We start from the raw sequence: 20,475 nt of genomic DNA, 5'->3' as shown, positions 1-20,475 counted from the left end.
TGATGATTTATAAAAGAAGCAGCGCACTTTTTGCAGAAGCACAACAGGTAATTCCCGGCGGAGTAAACTCTCCGGTACGGGCTTTTAAGGCCGTGGGAGGCGATCCCATCTTTGTGAAAGAAGCTAAAGGTGCTTATTTATATGATGAAGACGGTAACCGCCTTATCGATTATATCAACTCCTGGGGGCCTATGATTTTAGGTCACGCCTATAAACCTGTAGTAGATGCGGTGGTTGAAAAGGCTCAGAAGGGAACCTCTTTTGGTATGCCCACGCAAATCGAGACCGAAATTGCACAGCTTGCCGTAAAAATGGTGCCGGGTATTGATAAAATACGTTTTGTAAATAGCGGTACCGAAGCCTGTATGAGCGCCGTACGCCTTGCACGCGGGTTTACCGGTCGCGATAAGATCATCAAGTTTGCCGGGTGTTATCATGGGCATTCCGATTCATTTTTGATTCAGGCGGGTAGTGGTGCGGTGACTTTTGGTACCCCAAATAGTCCCGGAGTAACTGCTGGTACGGCAAAAGATACGTTGCTTGCACCGTATAATAACCTGGCGGAAGTTCAAAAGCTTTTTGAGGCTAATGAACATGAAATAGCAGCAATCATTATTGAGCCCGTTGCCGGAAACATGGGCTGTATTCCTCCCTCCGAAGGATTTCTGGAAGGGTTAAGGGTACTCTGCGATACGCACGACAACCTGCTCATTTTTGATGAGGTGATGACCGGTTTTAGACTGGCCGCGGGAGGTGTGCAGGAATTGATGGGTGTGCAAGCTGATATTGTAACCTTCGGGAAAGTTATAGGTGGCGGTTTGCCTGTGGGAGCCTTTGCAGCTCGCAACGAAATTATGGACTACCTGGCGCCTGTTGGTCCCGTGTATCAGGCGGGGACTTTAAGCGGAAATCCGCTGGCGATGGCCGCCGGTCTGGCAATGTTGAAAGAATTAGACTCCGATCCTCAGATTTTCAAACGTCTTGAAGAAAAAACCGAATACCTGCGCAAAGGAATGGCAAAAGTACTCACCGAAAATGGTGTGGTGCATACCATAAACCGATTGGGTTCTATGATATCCGTTCATTTTGCTGAAAAACCTGTAATTGATTTTGCTAGTGCTGCAAACGCGGCTACAGATACTTTTAAAAAATTCTTTCACGGCATGCTGGCAGAAGGTATTTATATCGCACCCAGTGCTTATGAAACCTGGTTTATCACCGATGCCTTGACCTACCAGGATCTGGACGAAACCATCAATGCGGTAGCTAAAGTGGCTCCCGGTCTGAAGTAATTTTATAGCTTTGAATAAACTAAAAATCCCCTTCGATCAAACCGAAGGGGATTCTTTTTTGACATAAAACCGGGGTTATTTGCCTTCGCGGTGATTTCTTTTGCGGCCATCAGGTCGCTCGCCATCTTTACCATCACGCATACTCATACGCTGTTTCTGCTTTGCTTTCATTTTGCGCCATTGGTCAAATTGCTCTTCGTTTAAGATTTTCTGCATTTTTTCCTGATGTGCAATCTGTTTGTCGAGCATTGCAGCGTAGCGATCTTTACGTGCTTCGCGCATTGCTGCGCGTTCTTCTTCGCCTGGTTTTTCACCGTTTTTCATTTGCTCGGCACGTTCCTGCCAATGCGCCTTGCGTTCTTTGGCTGCGGCCAACTCCAGATCGTAAATTGCTTTCTGCTGTTTGTCGTCAAGAACGAGAGCCAGAGTAAGACGCTTGGTTTGAATATCGGCCATTTCCTCGGGGCTGGCTTCCATCATTTTTTTCATACGATCCTGTCGCCCGTCTCGCTGTGCAAAAACCGAGCAGCTTACCAAAATCGTAAGGATTAAAGCTAATTTTTTCATACTTCTAAATGTTTAAGTTATGTTCTTATGACTTTTGTATTTTAAAAAGGTTTAAATCTGAAAATTCGTAATATTTGTAACGTTTACCTGATTGGGCTTACTTATAGATAAATACCTAATCTTATGAATCAAATCTATTCACAACCCAACAACAATCTGGGAGCTAAGCGCTGGGCGCTTTATATCTTTATTTCAAGCATTCCCATTATCGGTTTTATAATGCTTCTGGTTTGGGTATTTAGCAGTAGTGAAAATCTGCATTTACAGGAATGGGCAAAAGGTAAATTGCTTATTTCCTTAATCGTACTCCTAATCGTTCTTGGGTTTTTATTTCTGGCAGGCGGCATTGGGATTTTAACCGCTATCTTTAATCAATAAAAAAAGCCTTTCAGGTTGACTGAAAGGCTTTAGTTGTTTTGCTTTTTTTAAACATATTCAATCACAGAGACGGCAAGATTATCACCTTCTTTCTCTACTTTGGCAAGTTTATTTTTGGTAAGGCCTTTAATGCCTTTATCCCATTTCTTATTGCTGAGACCACTTGCGTCTTTAAGCTGATCAAGTGCCATAGATTTTTCCTTTTTAAGGATCGCGAAAATGGTTTTTTCTTCTTCGCTAAGCTCTACTTTCTTACGTTCGGGTTTCATTTGCGGGAAGAACAGAACTTCCTGAATAGACTGATTGTTGGTCAAAAACATAATCAGACGGTCCATTCCTATACCCAGCCCCGAAGTAGGTGGCATACCGTATTCAAGTGCTCTTAAGAAATCCTGATCGATAAACTCGGTAGCTTCATCATCTCCTTTTTCAGCCAGTTTAAGCTGCTCTTCAAAACGCTGGCGCTGGTCTATAGGATCATTTAATTCTGAATACGCGTTTGCGATTTCCTTACCACAAACCATCAGCTCAAAACGTTCCGTTAATTCCGGGTTTTCGCGATGCTCTTTACACAGCGGACTCATCTCTTTGGGATAGTCAGTTATAAACGTAGGCTGAATAAAATTACCTTCGCATTTTTCACCGAAAATCTCATCAATAAGCTTGCCTTTACCCATCGTCTCATCAACTTCAAGACCCATGCCAAGAGCAGCTTCGCGCAGCTCCTTTTCGTTCTTTCCGGTGATGTCATAGCCTGTGAATTGCTTAATGGCATCGGTCATCGTAACTCGTGCATACGGAGCCTTAAAATCTACTTTATGTTGCCCGAAGGTAGCTTCGGTAGTACCATTAACCTCCATCGCGCAATGCTCGAGCAGGGTTTCGGTAAAGTTCATCATCCAGTTGTAATCTTTGTAGGCCACGTAGATTTCCATTGCCGTAAACTCCGGGTTGTGGGTACGGTCCATCCCTTCATTTCTGAAGTTTTTAGAAAACTCATAAACCCCGTCAAAACCTCCTACGATAAGACGTTTTAGATAGAGTTCATTCGCAATACGCAGGTAAAGCGGAATATCTAAAGCATTATGGTGTGTGATGAATGGACGTGCAGCTGCACCTCCTGGAATAGACTGAAGAATTGGCGTTTCTACTTCAAAATAGCCCTTATCGTTGAAGAAATTTCGCATCGCGGCAAAAAGCTTGGTGCGCTTTACAAAAACTTCTTTCACTTTAGGATTAACTACGAGGTCTGCATACCGCTGGCGGTAACGCATCTCAGGATCGTTAAATTTATCAAACTCGTTCCCGTCCTTGTCAACTTTAGGCAGAGGAAGAGGCTTTAGGGCTTTACTAAGCAAGGTGAATTTTTTAACCATTACAGTTTTTTCGCCCACCTGAGTGGTAAAAAGATCGCCCTCAACACCAATAAAATCGCCTATGTCCAGCAATTTTTTGTAAACGTCGTTGTAATGGGTTTTATCCTCACCGGGACAAATTTCATCACGGTTAAAATACACCTGAATACGACCCGTAGAATCCTGCAACTCGGCAAAGGATGCTTTGCCCTGAATTCTGCGCGACATTAATCTACCGGCAATTACCACCTTTTTACCTTCCTCAAAATTCTTTTTAATTTGGGTAGCGGTATGATCTACAGGGAATAAATCTGCAGGATAAGGGTTGATGTTTAGTTTGCGTAATTCGGCAAGTTTTTCGCGGCGTATTTGTTCCTGTTCTGAAAGTTGCATATTTCGTTCTTTGTTAAGCAATTAAAATAAATGCTCGCATCGTTTATTGGCAGCGCTAAAGGGCAAAATGCCCACAAGTTTGACCCGAAATTAAAAGTTTGTTTTCAAATGAATGTTCCGGGGACTTGTTTCTAGCTAGTTTATTAGGCTGGCAAATATAGCAACTCAGGGTCTAGAAATCAATGATTGTAACGAAAGCTTATAATTTTACACTTATAGGAACATCAATCATCATCAATCAAATTTAAAATGAGTTTTTTTAGAGCTTTAATCGCAATTTTTTTACCACCTCTTGCTGTGTTGGACAAGGGTTGTGGTTCTATTCTTATCGTTACGGTTTTATGGTTTTGCGGCTGGATTCCGGGAGTTATCGCGGCTTTGGTCATTGTCAATAAAAAGTAAAGCAGGTCTCTTTCCAGGAATCGTATCTTTGCAGTATGAATAAGCAGATACAACTTGAAGATTTAGGAAACAAGGACTATAAAGAAGTTTGGGATTACCAGGAAACGCTTTTTAAGTCTATTCTGGATTTGAAGATCAAAAATCGAAGGGAAGAGACCAATCATCCCACGCCCAATTACTTTTTGTTTGTAGAGCATCCCCACGTTTATACTCTGGGTAAAAGCGGAGATATAAGTAATCTGCTTATTAGCGAGGAACAGCTCGCGGCTAAAAAGGCTACCTTCTATAAGATCAATCGGGGAGGGGATATTACCTATCACGGACCCGGGCAGATTGTGGGATATCCTATTCTGGATCTGGAAAATTTCTTTACAGATATTCATAAATACCTGCGTCTGCTTGAGGAAATGATCATTCTTACTCTGGCTGACTATGGCATTAAAGCCGAAAGGTCTCCGGGAGAAACCGGGGTTTGGCTTGATGTAGGCACTCCTTTCGCCCGCAAAATCTGCGCGATGGGTGTCAGGGCAAGCAGATGGGTAACTATGCACGGCTTTGCGTTTAATGTAAATGCAAATCTGGGTTATTTTGATAATATCGTTCCTTGTGGGATTAAAGAGAAAGCGGTTACCTCACTTAATGTTGAGTTGGGTAAAGCGCAGGTGGACGAGGCAGAGGTGAAGCAAAAATTGCTTGAGCATTTTAAAATTCTATTTGAAGCCGAATTCGTAAATCTTAATTCTGTACAAAACCCGAATTAGTTTCAGAAGTATTGATTCCTGTTAAAAGAGTCAATCCGGTCATTTCGCCATTTTTAGTATAATGCATTTGTTTAACAAGACCGATGCCGGGAGCAAACCATTGTTTTAGTCTGCCGTCTTCATCACTTTGAGGAGTTATATGAGTTATAGATTCTACAACAAAACATTCGAAAGTGCCCGCTGAAGTGTTCAGAACCTCCCTTTTTGTAAAACGTCTGTTCTTAAGCGTGTATTCTAAAGTGTGTACAATAGGCACAACCCTTAGACTTATAGTAAGTTGTGCATCAGGCAACTGCTGACCGGGATAAAAATCAACTGGTATTTCAAAAGTTCCCGATTCTATGTTCAGTTGCATGTTGCTATAGGAATCAAACATATAGCCCGGCAGTATGTTTTTAATGCCCAGTGTCATACACTGTGAGTTCTGTTCTAGGTAATTATAAGTTGAATGTGAAGGATCCTCTAAGGGTTTTACGTCAGCGAGTAGCATAATCTTTTTGCCTGTTAATGTGTTGAAGCTTGAAGTGACCCGGTAAAAGGTTTCCGAAGTAATTTGGTTTTCGGCATTGTAGGTGGTGTAGCTAAGGTTTGAAATATTTGAAAATACATCAGTAGTAAGGTCCTGTGATTGTCCTTTAGCTAATAGAGGAATCAATACGAAAGCAAGCAGGTTAAAAATAGTTTTCATAATTGGCTGTATTTCTTTTTAAACAAAAAGGGAATTACAGCATATCTGAAAAAAGCTTTAGGGGAAGAAAATAGCTTTTAAATCAGAAAAGGGGAAATGCTTGTACGTATCGAAAATACAATATTATTTCTAACTATACCTGTGGAAATTTTAAATTTAACAGATTAACTTTCAGTAAGTTGTATTTACAGGTTGATTTGGTAAATAAGTACGCTGTCTGACTCACCTTTGCAAGTAAGCAGAAGATTTTTAGCGTTTCCGGAATGTGCGAGATCAACATTTGAGGCTGCATAAACAGGAAAATTTGGAAGAAGATTAGCTTTTGCGTCGTACAAATAGACTCTATTAGTTTGTAAGTCTGTTAATGCAACATACGAGGAGGTTCCGTAGGTAAATACGTGAAGTCCGCTGTAGATGCCTAGGTCAAGCTCTTTTTTCTCATTATTTATGGTAAGCACGTTTCCTTCCAGTTTGGCTGTTATGCTTCCGCCCCGATCGAAGAGGGTTTCGGTATCTGAATTTGATTTTTTTCGTGTGACTTTTCCGCTTTGCGAAATAGAAACGCTGCTTCCGTCTGCTTCGATAAGAACAAAGTCAGATTTTTCAGTAGCGATAGGATTTCCTGAAAAATTGAATTTCTCAGCAACATTTACCCTTAAGTCACCTGTTCTACTCAGAATCTTTAGTTTTCCATTTTCTAAGGGAAAAATGAGATAATCTTTTGAGCCTATGCGCAGATGTTGTGGTTTTGCGTTTACTGCGGCTTCAGCTTTCTCGTATTTAAAGCCTTTTACATTTTTACCTTCCCGGTCGAGCATACTCACCACGTTATCCTGGATGATTACAAAACGGTAATCCCGGTTTCCATCGTAATCAAATACTGCAAGAGGTTGAGTGAGGGTGTTTTTGTAGTTGATGTCAAAGGGTTGTACAATGACGCCGTCACTTGCAATCACATAGAAGTGGTGTGGTGTTACAAAAGCGTATTGCAGTCTTCCGTTTTTATAGAGGTCCACCTGCTCAATTGCGCCAAGAATAGGTCCGTCAAGCTCTTTTTTCCAGTCGATTTTTCCGCTTTGATTTATTTGATATAAGGTGTTTGAAACATCCTGGACTAAAATATTTTGACCTTTGGTACGGTAGTTTTTAAGAAGCTGAGGATTGTTAAGCAAATCGTTGTCCAGTTTTATACTTGCGATTTGAACAACCTGTGATTTCTTTTGAGAAACGGGTGTCTCGTAAATCCCCCCGTTTATATAAACATAATCATCAGAGGCACTCAACTGCAGGGCAGCATGCGGATAGGTCTTGAGGTCGATATGTTTTAGGCCTTTAGCGTGCTCTTTACTGAGTTTTTGATCCAGGTATTGAGCGGTTTTACCGGTGTTTGTATAGTATTCTAAAGTGTAGGTGTCGCTAAGGTTTTTTCTAAATTGTTTATAGGTCTGGTCATTATTTAGAACAGCGCCATTTTGATAATTAGCGGTTAGATCTTTAAGCTGATTTATTGATTTAGCAAAGAAAAAATGAGCATCCAGAGCAATATAGTACTCAAGCGCGGGTAGATTAAGCAGTTCTCTGAATGCGGTTTGAAAAAGTGTAGAGTCATTGAGCTTGCGTATGGGGTATTCTCTAAATATTTCGGCTTCGCCGGAAATGGTCTGGAGCGAAATACCGGCTTGTTCTGCATCTGTAACTTCAGAAAAAACAATTACATCATCTTCCTGCTGAAGGCTTCCTACTCCTGTAGCATATTGCATATAGTCGTCTAGCGGAAGTTTGAAATCTTTAAGTAATGCACCGCGGTATTCTGCCAGATTCGATTTATAAACCTCCCAATCCTGAAAATTAAAATAGGAATATCCTCTCGCTGAAATTGGGATAAGGCCTCCAAAATTTGTTGTAGCCGGACTTAAGCCTTCAAAAAGGCGTGCGTTTTGATCGGAGTCTTTAGAATATTGAAGCACTCCACTGAATTCTATAGCATCGGTTTCTATATCCAGATCTACGGCCAACCAGTCAAAAGACTTTTTAGAGCTTTGAAAACGGTGATGATCAAAAATATCTCTGAATAACGACTTATAATAAAAGCCATTAATAAGGAGGTTGGGGCTTTGGGCAGAACTGGTTTTTAGAATATTCTTAAGTGAAATGTCTTCGGGGTCTCGACCGGAATTAGCCTGAAGCACCGCGTTTTCGAGAATTAGTTTTGATGTACTCGCCAGAAGATACGTATCATTGGTTATAAAGTAAATCTCCTGATCGTCGATCTTGAGGTAATTTATAGCTACCCCTTCATAATCATAGTTGTTGAGCTGTTTTGTAAAAGAAGAATCTTTGGGCAGCAGGTTTTTGTGCGCTTCAGTTATAAAGGCAAGGTCATAATCATCATCCCCAAGAGCAATCCAGGCTATATAGGATTCCTTTTCGGGGTTGAAATAATTTAGAAGGTTTCGTTTTTGGTCGAGTTCTTCATATAAACGCGTTTCAGAGACAGATTTTAAAAATTTTGCACTTTGCAGGCTGTTTTTCAAATCCTGCCACTTAGGAACCCGCAGAATCGCTGCAGTTTTTTGAGGAATGAGATGTATGAGATCTGTTTCGGTCTCCGGGTGGCTGGTGCAACTTTGTAAAACGCTTAAAATGATAATTACCCAAATACTATTCCTCATTTCTTGAAAATTGTGCTTTTGTGAGACGCAGGTAAAATTAAAAAGTAAATTGGAGCGGCGGTGATTCTAATGACATTAAATGTAAGTGTAAAGTACGATAGGTTTATAAATCAAGACTCAGTTGTTCGGGCAAAAGCCTGAAAGACTTTCTATGGAAGGGAGTTGTACCATATTCCTTTATGGCCTGGCGGTGTTCTTTTGTAGGATAGCCTTTGTTCTTTTTCCAGTTATATTGAGGAAATTTTTTATGCATATCAGTTAGGTAGCGGTCGCGTTCTGTTTTTGCTAGAATAGAAGCAGCTGCGATAGACAGGTACTTTTGATCTCCTTTGATGATGCATTCGTGTGAGGAAGATTTGTAGGGTTTGAATTTATTGCCGTCAACGAGAATGTGTTCTGGTTGAGGATTTAGCTTTTCGATAGCCTTATGCATTGCCAGAATAGAAGCGTTTAGAATATTGATTTTATCAATCTCTTCTGGAAAAACGTGGGCAATGGCATAGGAGACAGCTTCATTTTCAATCAATTCCTTTAGTTGTTCTCTGGATTTTGCAGAGAGTAACTTAGAGTCATTAATAAACATATTGTTGAAATCTGCTGGCAGAATTACCGCTGCAGCAGTGACAGGGCCTGCTAAACATCCTCTTCCGGCTTCATCTGTACCGCATTCGGTTAGCAATTTTTGGGATAATAGTGTTAAAGGCATCGGATTAAATATAATCATTAATTCTAAAATAGGATTTTTAGTCTGAGACCAGTCAATGAATTTTTTTTAGAGTTCCTGTAAAAACCTTGGTTTTTCAGTAAAATAAAACGGCGTTGTGGTAAAATTTTACAGATTTGCTATGTTAAATTAAGATAGCATTAAGATTATTGTTGCATTTCATTAAAAGTTTTAAGATGTTTGCGACGGCTAATTCAAATAAATAAATTTATGAAATCAAAAATTACATGGTGTTTTGCATTGGTATTTCTGCTTATGATGCAGTTTGCCTTTGCGCAGCAAAAAACAATTACGGGTACGATTGTAGACTCAGAAGGTCTTGCTCTACCTGGAGTTAATGTTCTTGTAGAAGGTACAAGCACAGGTACTCAGACAGACTTTGATGGAAATTATTCGATTTCCGCAAATGTGGGGGATAATTTAATCTTTTCTTATGTAGGTTTTCAGCGCCAAGCTATTACAATAGGTGCGGCTGATTCCTATAATGTAACAATGCAGGCAGGAGAATCTCTTGACGAAGTAGTAGTAGTAGGATACGGTACTTCTACCAAACAGGCCTTTACAGGTTCTGCCTCCACAATTGAGGCTAAGAATATTGAACTTAAGAACTTTTCCAACGTTTCGCAGGCCCTTGCGGGTGAGGCTGCAGGTGTTCAGGTAATTAATACCTCCGGACAGCCGGGTACAGTTTCTACTATTCGTATTAGAGGTTTTGGTTCAATAAATGGTAATAGAGATCCGCTTTATGTAGTGGATGGTGTTCCTTTTACTGGTGGTCTAAACTCTATTAACCCTTCAGATATCGCTTCAACTACAATATTAAAAGATGCTACAGCAACTGCCATTTATGGTTCGAGAGGTGCGAATGGTGTTGTTTTGATTACTACAAAAAGCGGAACATCAACAGAAACATATATTGAGGTTGATGTTAAAACAGGTGTTAACGCCTCTATAATTCCGCGTTATAGTGTAATTACTTCTCCAGAAGAATCAATAGGTTTGATGTGGGAAGCAAAAGTTAACAGACAAGTTTTAAACGGTTCGACAAGGGCTGAAGCAATTAATTTTGTTAATACAAATCTTTTCGGAGGTGGTACTGCTGGTAATCAAATTTTGGCTCCGGGTTATAACATGTGGAATGTTGCAGATGGAGGGGAGCTTATAGATCCCGCTACAGCAATGGTAAGACCGGGTGTGACAAGACGATATACTCCGGAACGATATGAAGATGCTGCATTTGATTCAGCTATTAGAACTGAAGCCAACCTACGTATGGGTGGTGGTACCGACAAGTCAAGATATTATTTTTCTGTTGGTTATTTAGATGATGATGGTTATGCTATCAACACAGGGTATAAACGTTATACAACGCGTTTAAATGTTTCTTCCCAAATTAAGCCTTGGGCTAATATAGGTGCGAATATAGGATATGCCTATTCTGAGACTATTGCAAATGGTCAAACTGACGGAGCTGAAAACTTATTTGAATTTGCAGATAAAATCCCACCGATTTATCCGGTTTTTCTAAGAGACGATAATTATCAATTAGTCCCTGATCCTATTTTTGGTGGTTTCCAGTATGATTATGGATCGGAGTCTGGATTCAGACCTAGACCTAATGCAGATAACCTTAACCCTATAGCATCAGCTAAGTATGACTATAATGGTGCAATTCGAAATGAGATCAATGCGAATGTTAATGCGACTATCGATATTCTTGAAGGTTTGACATTTGAAACGCGCTTTGGTTTGCAATACTTTAATAATATTGATGATGAGTTAGGTAACCAGTTTTATGGTGTGGCATCTGGTAGCGGAGGGACGCTAGATCAAGACGTTACAGAGCGCACTGTGACTAACTTCTTACAATTACTTAGGTACAAAAGAAATTTTGGTTTACACTCTTTTGAAGCCTTTGCTGCTCACGAGAGCAACGAATATAGACAAAACGTTACATCTACATTTAAGACCAAAGCCATCATTCCCGGAGGAAGAGAGTTAAGTAACTATATTGTTTTCCCTACAGCACCAACAGGAACTGAAGCTGGAAATACTCTAGAATCTTATTTTGGTCAAATTAATTATGATTTTGATAATAAGTACTTTATCACTGGTTCTTTACGAAGAGATGGTTCGTCAAGATTCTACCGCGATAAGTGGGATACCTTCGGTTCTGTAGGTGCAGCTTGGGTAGTTTCCAATGAAAATTTTCTGAATTCTAACGACTTAATTAGATTCTTAAAGTTAAAAGCATCTTACGGTTTAACAGGAGATCAGGGTGGAGTAGGCTTTTTCTCAGGAATTAACCTATTTGGTGTGACTAATGTAAACGGAGGATTTGCTGTAGCTCCAGATACTTTTGCTAATGCTGATTTAACCTGGGAAACGGCTAAACAGTATCAGGCAGGTCTTGAATTGGATTTAGGTAGCTGGTTAGATTTAAGTGTAGATTATTTTGTTAAGGATACAGAAAACTTAATCTTTGAAAGACGTATTGCGCCATCAACAGGTATTGCTATCATAGATGTTAACGATGGAGTTTTAAGAAACTCTGGTCTTGAATTCGATTTAACAGGACATCTTGTTAAAACGGCAAACTACTCGTTAGATCTATCCATTAACGGTTCTTTGCCAAATAATGAGATCACTACGATGCCACTAGATAATCAAACTCAGGAGCCAGCGGTATTTCAAAATGTTGGCGCTTATGGTTATGCCAATGGTAGATCTATTTACGATTTCTATATGAGAGATTATGCAGGTGTTGATCCAGCAGACGGTTATCCTATGTGGTATCAATATTTTAACGATGCTAATAATAATGGGGCTTTTGATGATGGTGAAGATCCTATTGCATCTCTTACACCGTTTCTAGATGAAAACCCTGATGCAACAGTAGCACGCCAAACTACAAAAGCTTATGCTGATGCTACTCAGTTGTTTATTGAGAAAAAGGGTATCCCTGTGGTTTATGGTGCATTTAGACTTTCAGCTCAGGCATATAATTTCAGCCTTTCAACTCAATTTACCTACTCTCTTGGTGGTTATGCTTATGATTCACAATATGCTGAACTTATGCACGACAATAATGGTGGTATTATTGGTACTAATCGTCACACTGATGTGAGAAACAGATGGAGACAACCTGGAGATATAACAAGTGTCCCATTAATTGCAGATAATGTTATACCTAACGTAAACTCTCAGTCGTCTAGATTTATCACAAGTACAGACTTTATAGCTTTAAACAATGTTTTATTAAGTTATGCTTTCAATAATAAGAGTTTGTCAAGTATGGGCCTTTCAGGTTTAAGTTTGTTTGCCTCAGGAGATAATTTAATGTATAAAACAGCGCGTCAGGGCTTTTTACCTACAACCAGTCAAAGTGGTAATTCAGGAAGAGCACTATATGCACCATTAACTACCTTTACAGTTGGGGTACGAGCTAAATTTTAAAAAAAAGAAATATGAAAAATTTTATTAAAAACTCAATTAGACTTACGGTTCTCGCAGTGCTGTGTGTGGGCTGTAGTGATGATTTTTTGGTCGAGGAGCCTACTGGTTCTGTGATCAACGCAGATCAATTAGGTGATGCTATAGCCTTAAATCCAGAATTAGGAGAGGCAACAATGACAGGTATTTACGCAACTATGTTTGATACTGGAAGCGGTGGAACAACCGGGCACGATGACTATGGACATAAAGGTTATGATGTCTTTGCTGATATGCTTTGCGGTGATATGGCTTTATCGCTGAGTACTTTTGGTTGGTACCGTTCAAGTATTACTGAATTTCAGGGTACTCAAGATTTCACTTTCTTAGACAACTATCAGGTTTGGAGATATTATTACAGAATAGTAAACTTATCAAATCTGGTTATTGAAAGTTTGGGAGGAAATGATGTAGTTCCCGAAAGTGCTGATGAGGGGTATGTTTACGGTCAGGCTTTAGCGATGAGAGCGCACTCTTATTTTTATCTTACTCAGTACATGATTAATGATGTTGAAGCTAGCTGGACACAACCAACACTACCTTTATATACTGAGCCTTTAATTTCTGGTAAAGAAAAATCTACAACTGAAGAAGTGTATATTCAGATGGAGAATGATCTAAATAGAGCTATAGATTTGCTTGATGGTTATGAAAGACCAGCTGGCTCAAAATTGCAGGTCGATAAACCCATTGCTCAAACTATTTTAGCATATGTTTTAGGTTCCAGAAGAGATCGTTGGAATGATGTAGTTACACTTACTAATGAAGCTCTTGCAGGTACTAATGCTAGTTTGATGGATAATAGCAGAACTGCAAATGGTGTTCTTGGTGGTTTTAACGATGTTAGCTCTCAAGGTTGGATGTGGGGTGTTGATATCAATGCAGAAATTGGTTTAGGTTTGATTTCTTGGTGGGGTCAAATAGATACCTTCTCGTATAGTTACGCAGCATACGGAGATTATAAGGCGATGGACGCAGCTCTTTATAGTAGTATGCCTGCAGATGATATTAGAAGAACTCAGTTTTTAAGTAACCAGTCTTCAGGTAGATATCTTCAACCTATAAATAAGTTCTATGATAGTGACAGAGTTGTTACAGGAACCTCCCAAATTGTAAAAGCCGACTATTGGTACATGAGGTATGCTGAAGTTTTACTTTTAAATGCGGAAGCAAAAGCAAGAGCGGGTCAAACTGGTCCTGCACGTACCGCTCTTAAGACTTTAGTTGCTGCACGTGTTACAGATCCTTCATTTGTAGATGGACTTAGTGGCCAGGCTCTTATCGATGAGATTTACAAACAAACACGTTTGGAACTTTGGGGTGAAGGAAAAAGTTATCTTGCTATGAAACGTAATGAGGCTACGGTAACACGTGGTAGTAACCACTTGTCTTTCGTTGGAGTGCCTATTCGTTTTGATGATGAGCGCATGTCTTTCGAAATTCCTCAACAAGAGATTCAGGATAATAATTTCATTGATTCTCAGAATTAGTAAATAATTTATTTTAATTTAAAGCCTCTGATATTCAGTTATCAGAGGCTTTTTATTTTTCCCTAAAAATAGATTAAGTTCATGCGGTTTTTTTTTGGTGCCAGTTTCAGTCTTTTTTTAATAATTGCTTGCTCTGAAAAGGGCGAAGATTTTAAAAAGGAATCTTATTTATTTGAAAAATTAGATCCCAAATTTTCATCTGTTGATTTTGTAAATCAAATACGCGAAGATCAGGATCATTCGATTTTAAATTATATCTACTATTATAACGGCGGTGGTGTTGCTGCAGGGGATTTAAATAACGATGGTTTGCCTGATCTTTATTTTGTTTCCAATCAGGGACCGAATCAATTGTTTTTAAATAAGGACGATTTAAAATTTGATAATATAACAGATTCTGCAGGAGTGTCTGGTGAAGGGAGTTGGAGTACAGGTGTTTCAATCGTAGACATTAATGCAGACGGGTGGCTCGATATCTACGTTTGTAATGTTTCAGGGCTTCTCGATTTTAAAGGGCACAACGAGCTCTTTATTAATAATGGAGATGGAACTTTTAGCGAGAGATCAAAGGAATTCGGACTCGATTTTCAAGGCTATTCAACCCAAAGTTATTTTTTTGATTACGATAAGGATGGTGATTTGGATATGTATTTAGTTAATCATGCAATACATACGACTTTATCACACGCAAATGCTATTCTTCGGGAAGAGCTAGTTCCATTAGTAGGAGATGTTCTATTCCGAAATAAGGGAGGTAAATTTGAAGACGTGAGCGAGGAAGCAAATATATATGGAGGAGTAAATAGTTATGGCCTCAGTGCTGCCATTGCTGACTTCAATGGAGATGGTTGGGATGATATATATGTGTGCAATGATTTCCAAGAAGACGACTATTTATATATAAATAATCAGGATGGTACTTTTTCAGAAAGACTGGCTGAGTATTTTTCTACCATAAGCAGATTTTCAATGGGTAGTGATGTTTCAGATGTTAACAATGATGGTCTTGTTGATTTGATGACTTTAGACATGCTACCTAAAGATGAGTTTGTTATAAAGGAAACTGAAGGTGATGAAGTTATGTATAATATGAGAGAGAACCTTCGAAATTTAGGCTATAAAGACCAATTTTCTAGAAATATGCTTCAACTTAATCATAATGGGCAATTTTTTGTAGAAGCAGCAATAATGAACAATGTTGCAAATACAGACTGGAGTTGGGCACCCTTATTCGCGGATTTTAATAATGATGGAAACCAAGACCTTTTTATCACTAATGGAATTTTGCGCAGGCCAAATGGGCTTGATTTTAAAAATTATGTTGCAAATTCATTTGCAGGAAGAGATCAAAAGCAAGGTGTTAAGTGGTTATACAACTCAATAAATGAAATGCCTGGTGGAAGCGCGATAAATCAAATTTTTTCAGGAAATCAAACAGGCTTCAAAAATGAAACAGGAAAGTGGATTAGGAATAATTCATCACTTTCAAATGGGAGCGTTTACGTAGATTTGGATCTTGATGGAGATTTGGATCTTGTGGTAAATAATCTTAATGCGCCTGCAAGTATTTATGAAAACAAATGTAAATCTTCAAACTTTATACAGTTTGGGCTAAAATATAAAGGTAAAAATATAGAAGGTATAGGCTCTAAAATTTCTATTTATAGCTCATCAGGCGCGCAAACTAAATGGGTTTATAAGTCTAGAGGTTTTCTTTCTTCGGTGGACTCTAAAATACACTTTGGTTTAAATGACGTCCAGAATATTGATTCTGTTAAAATTGTATGGCCAGACTTAAAAAGTCAGACACTTTACAATTTAGAGGTCAATGGAGATATTTAAATTTCATACCAGCCTAATCTATTAAAGGAAGAAAATAATTCAGCTAAAACAACGTCTAAAGTCTTTAAGAAGATTGCAGCAATAGATTATGAGCATCTTGAAAAATCTAGATATGACTTCTTAAATGAGCGTCTTATGCCCTACCGAGTATCTATGGATGATCCTGCATTAGCTGTTGGGAATTTTGATGGAAATGGCTTGAAAGACGTTTATATAGGTAATTCCTCTGGTAATGCGGCAAAATTTTTTTTAAATAACAGGTATGAGTTTAAGGAAAAAAGTATTGAATGCTTCGAGCAAGATGCAGTTTTTGAAGATAATGCAGCTCTTTTCTTTGATGCAGATAATGATGGTGATTTAGATCTTTATGTTGGATCAGGAGTTCCTCTGATTCAAGAGGAGAAGTTTTTTGTTGACAGATTATATATAAATTATGAAGGTGATTTTAAAAAATCTGATAATAAAATTCCACTAAATTTTTACAATACATCTGTAGTTCTGTCTTTTGATTATGATTTTGATGGTGATTTAGATCTATTTGTTGGAAATCGCTCCAAACCATATCATTTTGGGGAGCCTGTAAAATCTCATATTTTAAGAAATGACGGTTATGGGAATTTTACAATATCTGAGGATTTTATAATTGAAGGTAATGTTAGCGATGCTATAATTAAAGATGTTAACGGTGATGAGATTTTAGATCTTTTAATAGCGTTAGAATGGGATGCACCAAAGATTTATCTTGGGACGGGAAAAAAATTTAAATCTGTAAATTTCAACTCAGAATTAAAAGGTCTTTGGCAGGCTATCGAAGCTTTTGATGTTGATCGTGATGGGGATTTAGATATAGTTCTAGGAAATTGGGGCTTAAATACTAAGTTTAGCCTCAATGAAACCCCAATAACGATGTATTATTCAGATTTTGATCGTAATGGTGAGAGTGAAATAATAACTACTTATAGTATTAATGGGGAAGAATATCCACTAAATTCTTTGGGAGAGTTAAAATCTCAAATGACACAAATAGGTAGATATTTTACAACTAACGCATCTTTTGCGGGTAAGTCCATTGATGAGATTTTTGATAGTTCCGTGTTTGAAAAATCGATATCATACAGTATAAATCAATTAGCATCTGGTTACATACGCAATGATGACGGTATGTTTTTATATTTCGAGCCATTTGATAAAAGTTTGCAAACTGCTCCAATACGCGTTTTTTTACCTATTACGATCAAGAACGATAAAGGTTTGCTGGTTTTTGGTAATGCTTTAGATGTAAATACTTATCACGGGGGTTATTCTTCTTTAAAGGGAAGTTGGCTTAAATCGGCTAACGAATTTATAATGTTATCAGATTTGGGTATTGATCCTTTAAGCGAGCAAGTCAAGGCAGCAGCATTGGTGAATTTTAATAATCAGGATATGCTAATTATTGTGTCAAATAATTCTGAAATTAAAACGTTTATATTTAATTAAGGGAAGGGTTGACTATATATTAGTATTGACTTACAAGTAGTGAATCTTGATTAGGTTGGTTTTAATTACTAAAGGGATATTGCCTCATTTCAATTTGTGTTGCTGAGGGGGTTAATTATATTTCCAAAAATTCAGGCAATAACAGTTTCTTTTAAATATTTTCGCAGTAAAGTTTAAAGTAGATGCGCTTAAAGAATCTGTTTTTTTGTTATTTTTTGTTATTTCTTGGGTTTAATCACGTCCAAGCCCAGCGTAAATTAGGTAGTGGTGGCTTTGTGAAAACAGAAGAGGATAAGGAATTAGAATCACAGGGTCTTGGCAATTCAGGGAGTAGACCTCGAGTCGAACGCCCCCCCATCAATCTCTATAAAATCATTTCCGTTGAAAATGATACTACCCTGGTAGATACTTCGCTCACGATAAAGAAATTCTACAAGTTTAATTACCTGCGTAAAGATAATTTTGAGTTGCTACCCTTTTCTAACGAGGGGCAATCTTATAACTCGTTGATGCGTGACTTTTCCAATTCACAGATATTACCTGTATTTGGCGCTCGGGCGCGGCATTTCAATTATATGGAAGTAGATGACATCTATTATTATAATGTGCCAACTCCACTCACAGAACTATACTATAAGAGTGTATTTCAACAGGGGCAGAATTTGGATGCATTTTTTACAATGAATAAGTCAAAGCGCTTCAACTTTTCAATAGCTTATAAGGGTTTACGCAGTTTGGGCAATTATCAGAACATTCTCACCAGCACCGGTAATTTTCGATTCACAGTAAATTATCAGAATAAGAGTGGTCGTTACGATCTTAAAGCGCATTATGTAGCTCAGGATTTACTCAATCAGGAAAATGGCGGACTCACAGAACAAGGTCTGATAAACTTTAGAAGTGACGACTCCCAGTTTGATGATAGAGCTGTACTCTCTGTGAATTTTGAAAATGCCGAAAGTATATTAGATGGCTCACGGTTTTACCTTAATCATAAATACGATTTGATCCGGCAGGATACCCTTTCCAAAAACCGGATTGAGCTAGGGCATATTTCAAATTACGAAACCAAATTTTACAAGTACGACCAGACCAGTCCTGCGACAAGTCTATTTGGCAACTCGTTTGTAACACAAAACATTTCAGATAAAACAGATCTTAAAACATTCGACAATACAGCCTACGTGGCTTATACCAATAATATCCTGGGAAGATTGAGTTTTCAGATTTCTCACTCCTATTATAAGTACGGTTATAATTCAGTATTGATACAAGAATCAGGTCGTATTCCAAACCAAATTGTAGGCAATAACATAGCTGCAGGCGCTTCCTATAAAAAAGAATACAAAGGTTTTCAGCTTTCGGGTAAAGCCGCGCTAAATGTAGCCGGAGATTTTGCAGGCTACAATCTCGATGCAGAAGCCGGGTATGCGTATAAAGACAAGGCAACATTTACAGGAGGTCTACATATCAATGCCTCTCCCGCAAATTATAATCACCTGCTCTATCAAAGTAGTTACGAGAATTACAATTGGTACAACTTAGAAGCCTATCAAACCGTTAAAACACAATCGCTGGATTTTAATATGAAGTCCGATACCTGGTTAAATGCATCAGTCAGTCTGGTTAATATGTCTGATTACGCCTATTTTGGCAGAAGCACTCAGGATACTTTAGTTCAGTCCTTTCAAACAGGCGATAACATTACTTATCTAAAAGCAAAAGTAAATAAGGAGTTTCGCCTGGGTAAATTTGCGCTAGATAATACCATAGCCTATCAAAAAGTAACCGGTGGGGAGCAATACCTCAATGTGCCGGAGTTCATTACGCGAAACACACTTTATTTTTCGGATGAATGGTTTAAAAAGGCACTCTTTATTCAGACGGGTTTAAGCTTAAAGTACTTCACCTCTTATGCGATGGATGCTTATGATCCGGTTTTGGCTGAGTTCTACGTTCAAAATCAAGAGGAAATAGGAGATTTTCCGTTGATCGATTTATTTTTCAATATGAAAGTGCGTCAAACCCGTATCTTTTTCATTGGTGAGCACATCAATGCTTTAGTGGCTCCTAACGACTATTTCAGCGCTCCGGGTTATCCGTATAGGGACTTTACGTTTCGTTTTGGCTTGGTGTGGAATTTCTTTCTCTAATTTTTATGGAGCTTTGATTGCTTTTTGCAATCACCGCGCTGTCGCTACTCGCTTTTTTCACTTCCTTCGGTCGTAAAAAAGAGCTCACACAGGCCGCTCCATCGCTAAGCCGTATTTCGGGCAGATGGGTTTTAAAAGCAAACAGTCTTATCTAGTAAGTTTTTTATTTCTTTTGAATAACCCAATAACCCAATAACCCAATAACCCAATAACCCTCATTTCAGCTTTTCGATAATAAAGAACTTTTGATTTAAAATAGGCAGAACCTGCATTTCAACGTTTTTTTTAGGGAATATCAGTGGATTCGCGGTTTTTAAGTTTTTTGTTTCAGGAGTAATTTGAGATTGAGAGTCGGGTTTTTAGAAAACTTTAAAAAAACTTTTGGGTGTAAGTGATTGGCAATTAGGCTTTGGTAAAAAAGATTTCAAAAAGTGGAGTAAAGCTGTTGCAGGGTTAGATAATCGTTCTATATTTGCGCCTCAAAAATCGGGTATAAAAAACGGTTTTACGTTCATTAAAAGGCTTCAAAAAATAAACTTAAAAAAAGTTTGTTAGTAAAGGGAAAAGGGTAGTATCTTTGCCCTCCGCTTTTTCGGCAACGAAGGCGGTGAAGTTCTTAAAAAATGTGCATTTGTCGGGCTAAAAATTTTAACATTTTTATTCTTGTTTGGCAAAGAAAAAAGGTTGTATATTTGCAGCCGCTTTCGCAGAGAGCAACGCACGATGAAATAGAGTGATTTGGTGATTTAGAAATAGGGTTCGATTCCCTTACACTTAGCAAGAAAAT

General features: G+C 38.4%; 15 protein-coding genes. 10 read left to right on the top strand and 5 right to left on the bottom strand.

What is annotated here, in order from left to right:
- Positions 1–2 precede the first annotated feature (2 nt).
- Positions 3–1,292 carry a glutamate-1-semialdehyde 2,1-aminomutase gene (gene hemL / locus LLW17_RS09030; protein WP_228230029.1) on the top strand — a complete coding sequence of 430 codons (1,290 nt, stop codon included), beginning with the start codon at positions 3–5 and terminating at the stop codon, positions 1,290–1,292.
- Positions 1,293–1,367: 75 nt separating this feature from the next.
- On the opposite strand, the gene LLW17_RS09025 is transcribed toward hemL, so the two are convergent.
- On the bottom strand, positions 1,368–1,859 hold the full coding sequence (locus tag LLW17_RS09025; protein WP_228229930.1) for a DUF4890 domain-containing protein: 492 nt from the start codon (positions 1,857–1,859) through the stop codon (positions 1,368–1,370).
- A gap of 123 nt (positions 1,860–1,982) precedes the next feature.
- Here LLW17_RS09025 and LLW17_RS09020 point away from each other — a divergent pair, with 123 nt between their 5' ends.
- A complete protein-coding gene (locus tag LLW17_RS09020) occupies positions 1,983–2,237 on the top strand; it encodes a hypothetical protein (protein WP_228229929.1) in 255 nt (84 codons plus the stop codon).
- A gap of 47 nt (positions 2,238–2,284) precedes the next feature.
- On the opposite strand, the gene lysS is transcribed toward LLW17_RS09020, so the two are convergent.
- Positions 2,285–3,985 carry a lysine--tRNA ligase gene (gene lysS / locus LLW17_RS09015; protein WP_228229928.1) on the bottom strand — a complete coding sequence of 567 codons (1,701 nt, stop codon included), beginning with the start codon at positions 3,983–3,985 and terminating at the stop codon, positions 2,285–2,287.
- Positions 3,986–4,234: 249 nt separating this feature from the next.
- Between lysS and LLW17_RS09010 the strand changes: the two genes are divergently transcribed.
- Together LLW17_RS09010 and lipB are read left to right on the top strand one after the other, a co-directional pair.
- Complete coding sequence (locus LLW17_RS09010; RefSeq protein WP_099647169.1) at positions 4,235–4,387, top strand: YqaE/Pmp3 family membrane protein; 153 nt, start codon at positions 4,235–4,237, stop codon at positions 4,385–4,387.
- Between the two features lie 35 nt (positions 4,388–4,422).
- Positions 4,423–5,148 carry a lipoyl(octanoyl) transferase LipB gene (lipB, locus tag LLW17_RS09005; protein ID WP_228229927.1) on the top strand — a complete coding sequence of 242 codons (726 nt, stop codon included), beginning with the start codon at positions 4,423–4,425 and terminating at the stop codon, positions 5,146–5,148.
- On the opposite strand, the gene LLW17_RS09000 is transcribed toward lipB, so the two are convergent.
- The 3 genes from LLW17_RS09000 to rnhB form a co-directional block, all read right to left on the bottom strand.
- Positions 5,123–5,836 carry a TapB family protein gene (locus tag LLW17_RS09000; protein WP_228229926.1) on the bottom strand — a complete coding sequence of 238 codons (714 nt, stop codon included), beginning with the start codon at positions 5,834–5,836 and terminating at the stop codon, positions 5,123–5,125. The two genes, lipB and LLW17_RS09000, sit on opposite strands and share 26 nt — an antisense overlap.
- A 185-nt stretch (positions 5,837–6,021) precedes the next feature.
- Positions 6,022–8,508 carry a hypothetical protein gene (locus LLW17_RS08995; protein ID WP_228229925.1) on the bottom strand — a complete coding sequence of 829 codons (2,487 nt, stop codon included), beginning with the start codon at positions 8,506–8,508 and terminating at the stop codon, positions 6,022–6,024.
- Between the two features lie 103 nt (positions 8,509–8,611).
- Positions 8,612–9,232 (bottom strand): ribonuclease HII, encoded by a 621-nt coding sequence (rnhB, locus tag LLW17_RS08990; RefSeq protein WP_228229924.1) that lies wholly within the window; start codon positions 9,230–9,232, stop codon positions 8,612–8,614.
- Positions 9,233–9,442: 210 nt separating this feature from the next.
- Here rnhB and LLW17_RS08985 point away from each other — a divergent pair, with 210 nt between their 5' ends.
- From LLW17_RS08985 to LLW17_RS08960, 6 genes are all read left to right on the top strand, one after another.
- On the top strand, positions 9,443–12,688 hold the full coding sequence (locus tag LLW17_RS08985) for a SusC/RagA family TonB-linked outer membrane protein (RefSeq protein ID WP_228229923.1): 3,246 nt from the start codon (positions 9,443–9,445) through the stop codon (positions 12,686–12,688).
- A gap of 11 nt (positions 12,689–12,699) precedes the next feature.
- A complete protein-coding gene (locus tag LLW17_RS08980; protein ID WP_228229922.1) occupies positions 12,700–14,214 on the top strand; it encodes a RagB/SusD family nutrient uptake outer membrane protein in 1,515 nt (504 codons plus the stop codon).
- Between the two features lie 81 nt (positions 14,215–14,295).
- Positions 14,296–16,056, top strand: a complete 1,761-nt coding sequence (locus LLW17_RS08975) for a CRTAC1 family protein (RefSeq protein ID WP_228229921.1) — start codon at positions 14,296–14,298, stop codon at positions 16,054–16,056.
- Positions 16,057–16,191: 135 nt separating this feature from the next.
- A complete protein-coding gene (locus LLW17_RS08970) occupies positions 16,192–17,535 on the top strand; it encodes an FG-GAP repeat domain-containing protein (protein ID WP_228229920.1) in 1,344 nt (447 codons plus the stop codon).
- A gap of 275 nt (positions 17,536–17,810) precedes the next feature.
- Entirely contained in the window at positions 17,811–19,688 is a 1,878-nt protein-coding gene (locus tag LLW17_RS08965; RefSeq protein ID WP_228229919.1) for a putative porin, read from the top strand.
- 381 nt (positions 19,689–20,069) lie between these two features.
- Positions 20,070–20,243, top strand: a complete 174-nt coding sequence (locus tag LLW17_RS08960) for a hypothetical protein (RefSeq protein ID WP_228229918.1) — start codon at positions 20,070–20,072, stop codon at positions 20,241–20,243.
- The last annotated feature ends 232 nt before the right edge of the window (positions 20,244–20,475 follow it).

This window comes from Leeuwenhoekiella parthenopeia (genome assembly GCF_020782115.1).
Taxonomy (GTDB): Bacteria; Bacteroidota; Bacteroidia; order Flavobacteriales; family Flavobacteriaceae; genus Leeuwenhoekiella; species Leeuwenhoekiella parthenopeia.
This window is presented reverse-complemented; position numbering and strand designations above follow the sequence as displayed.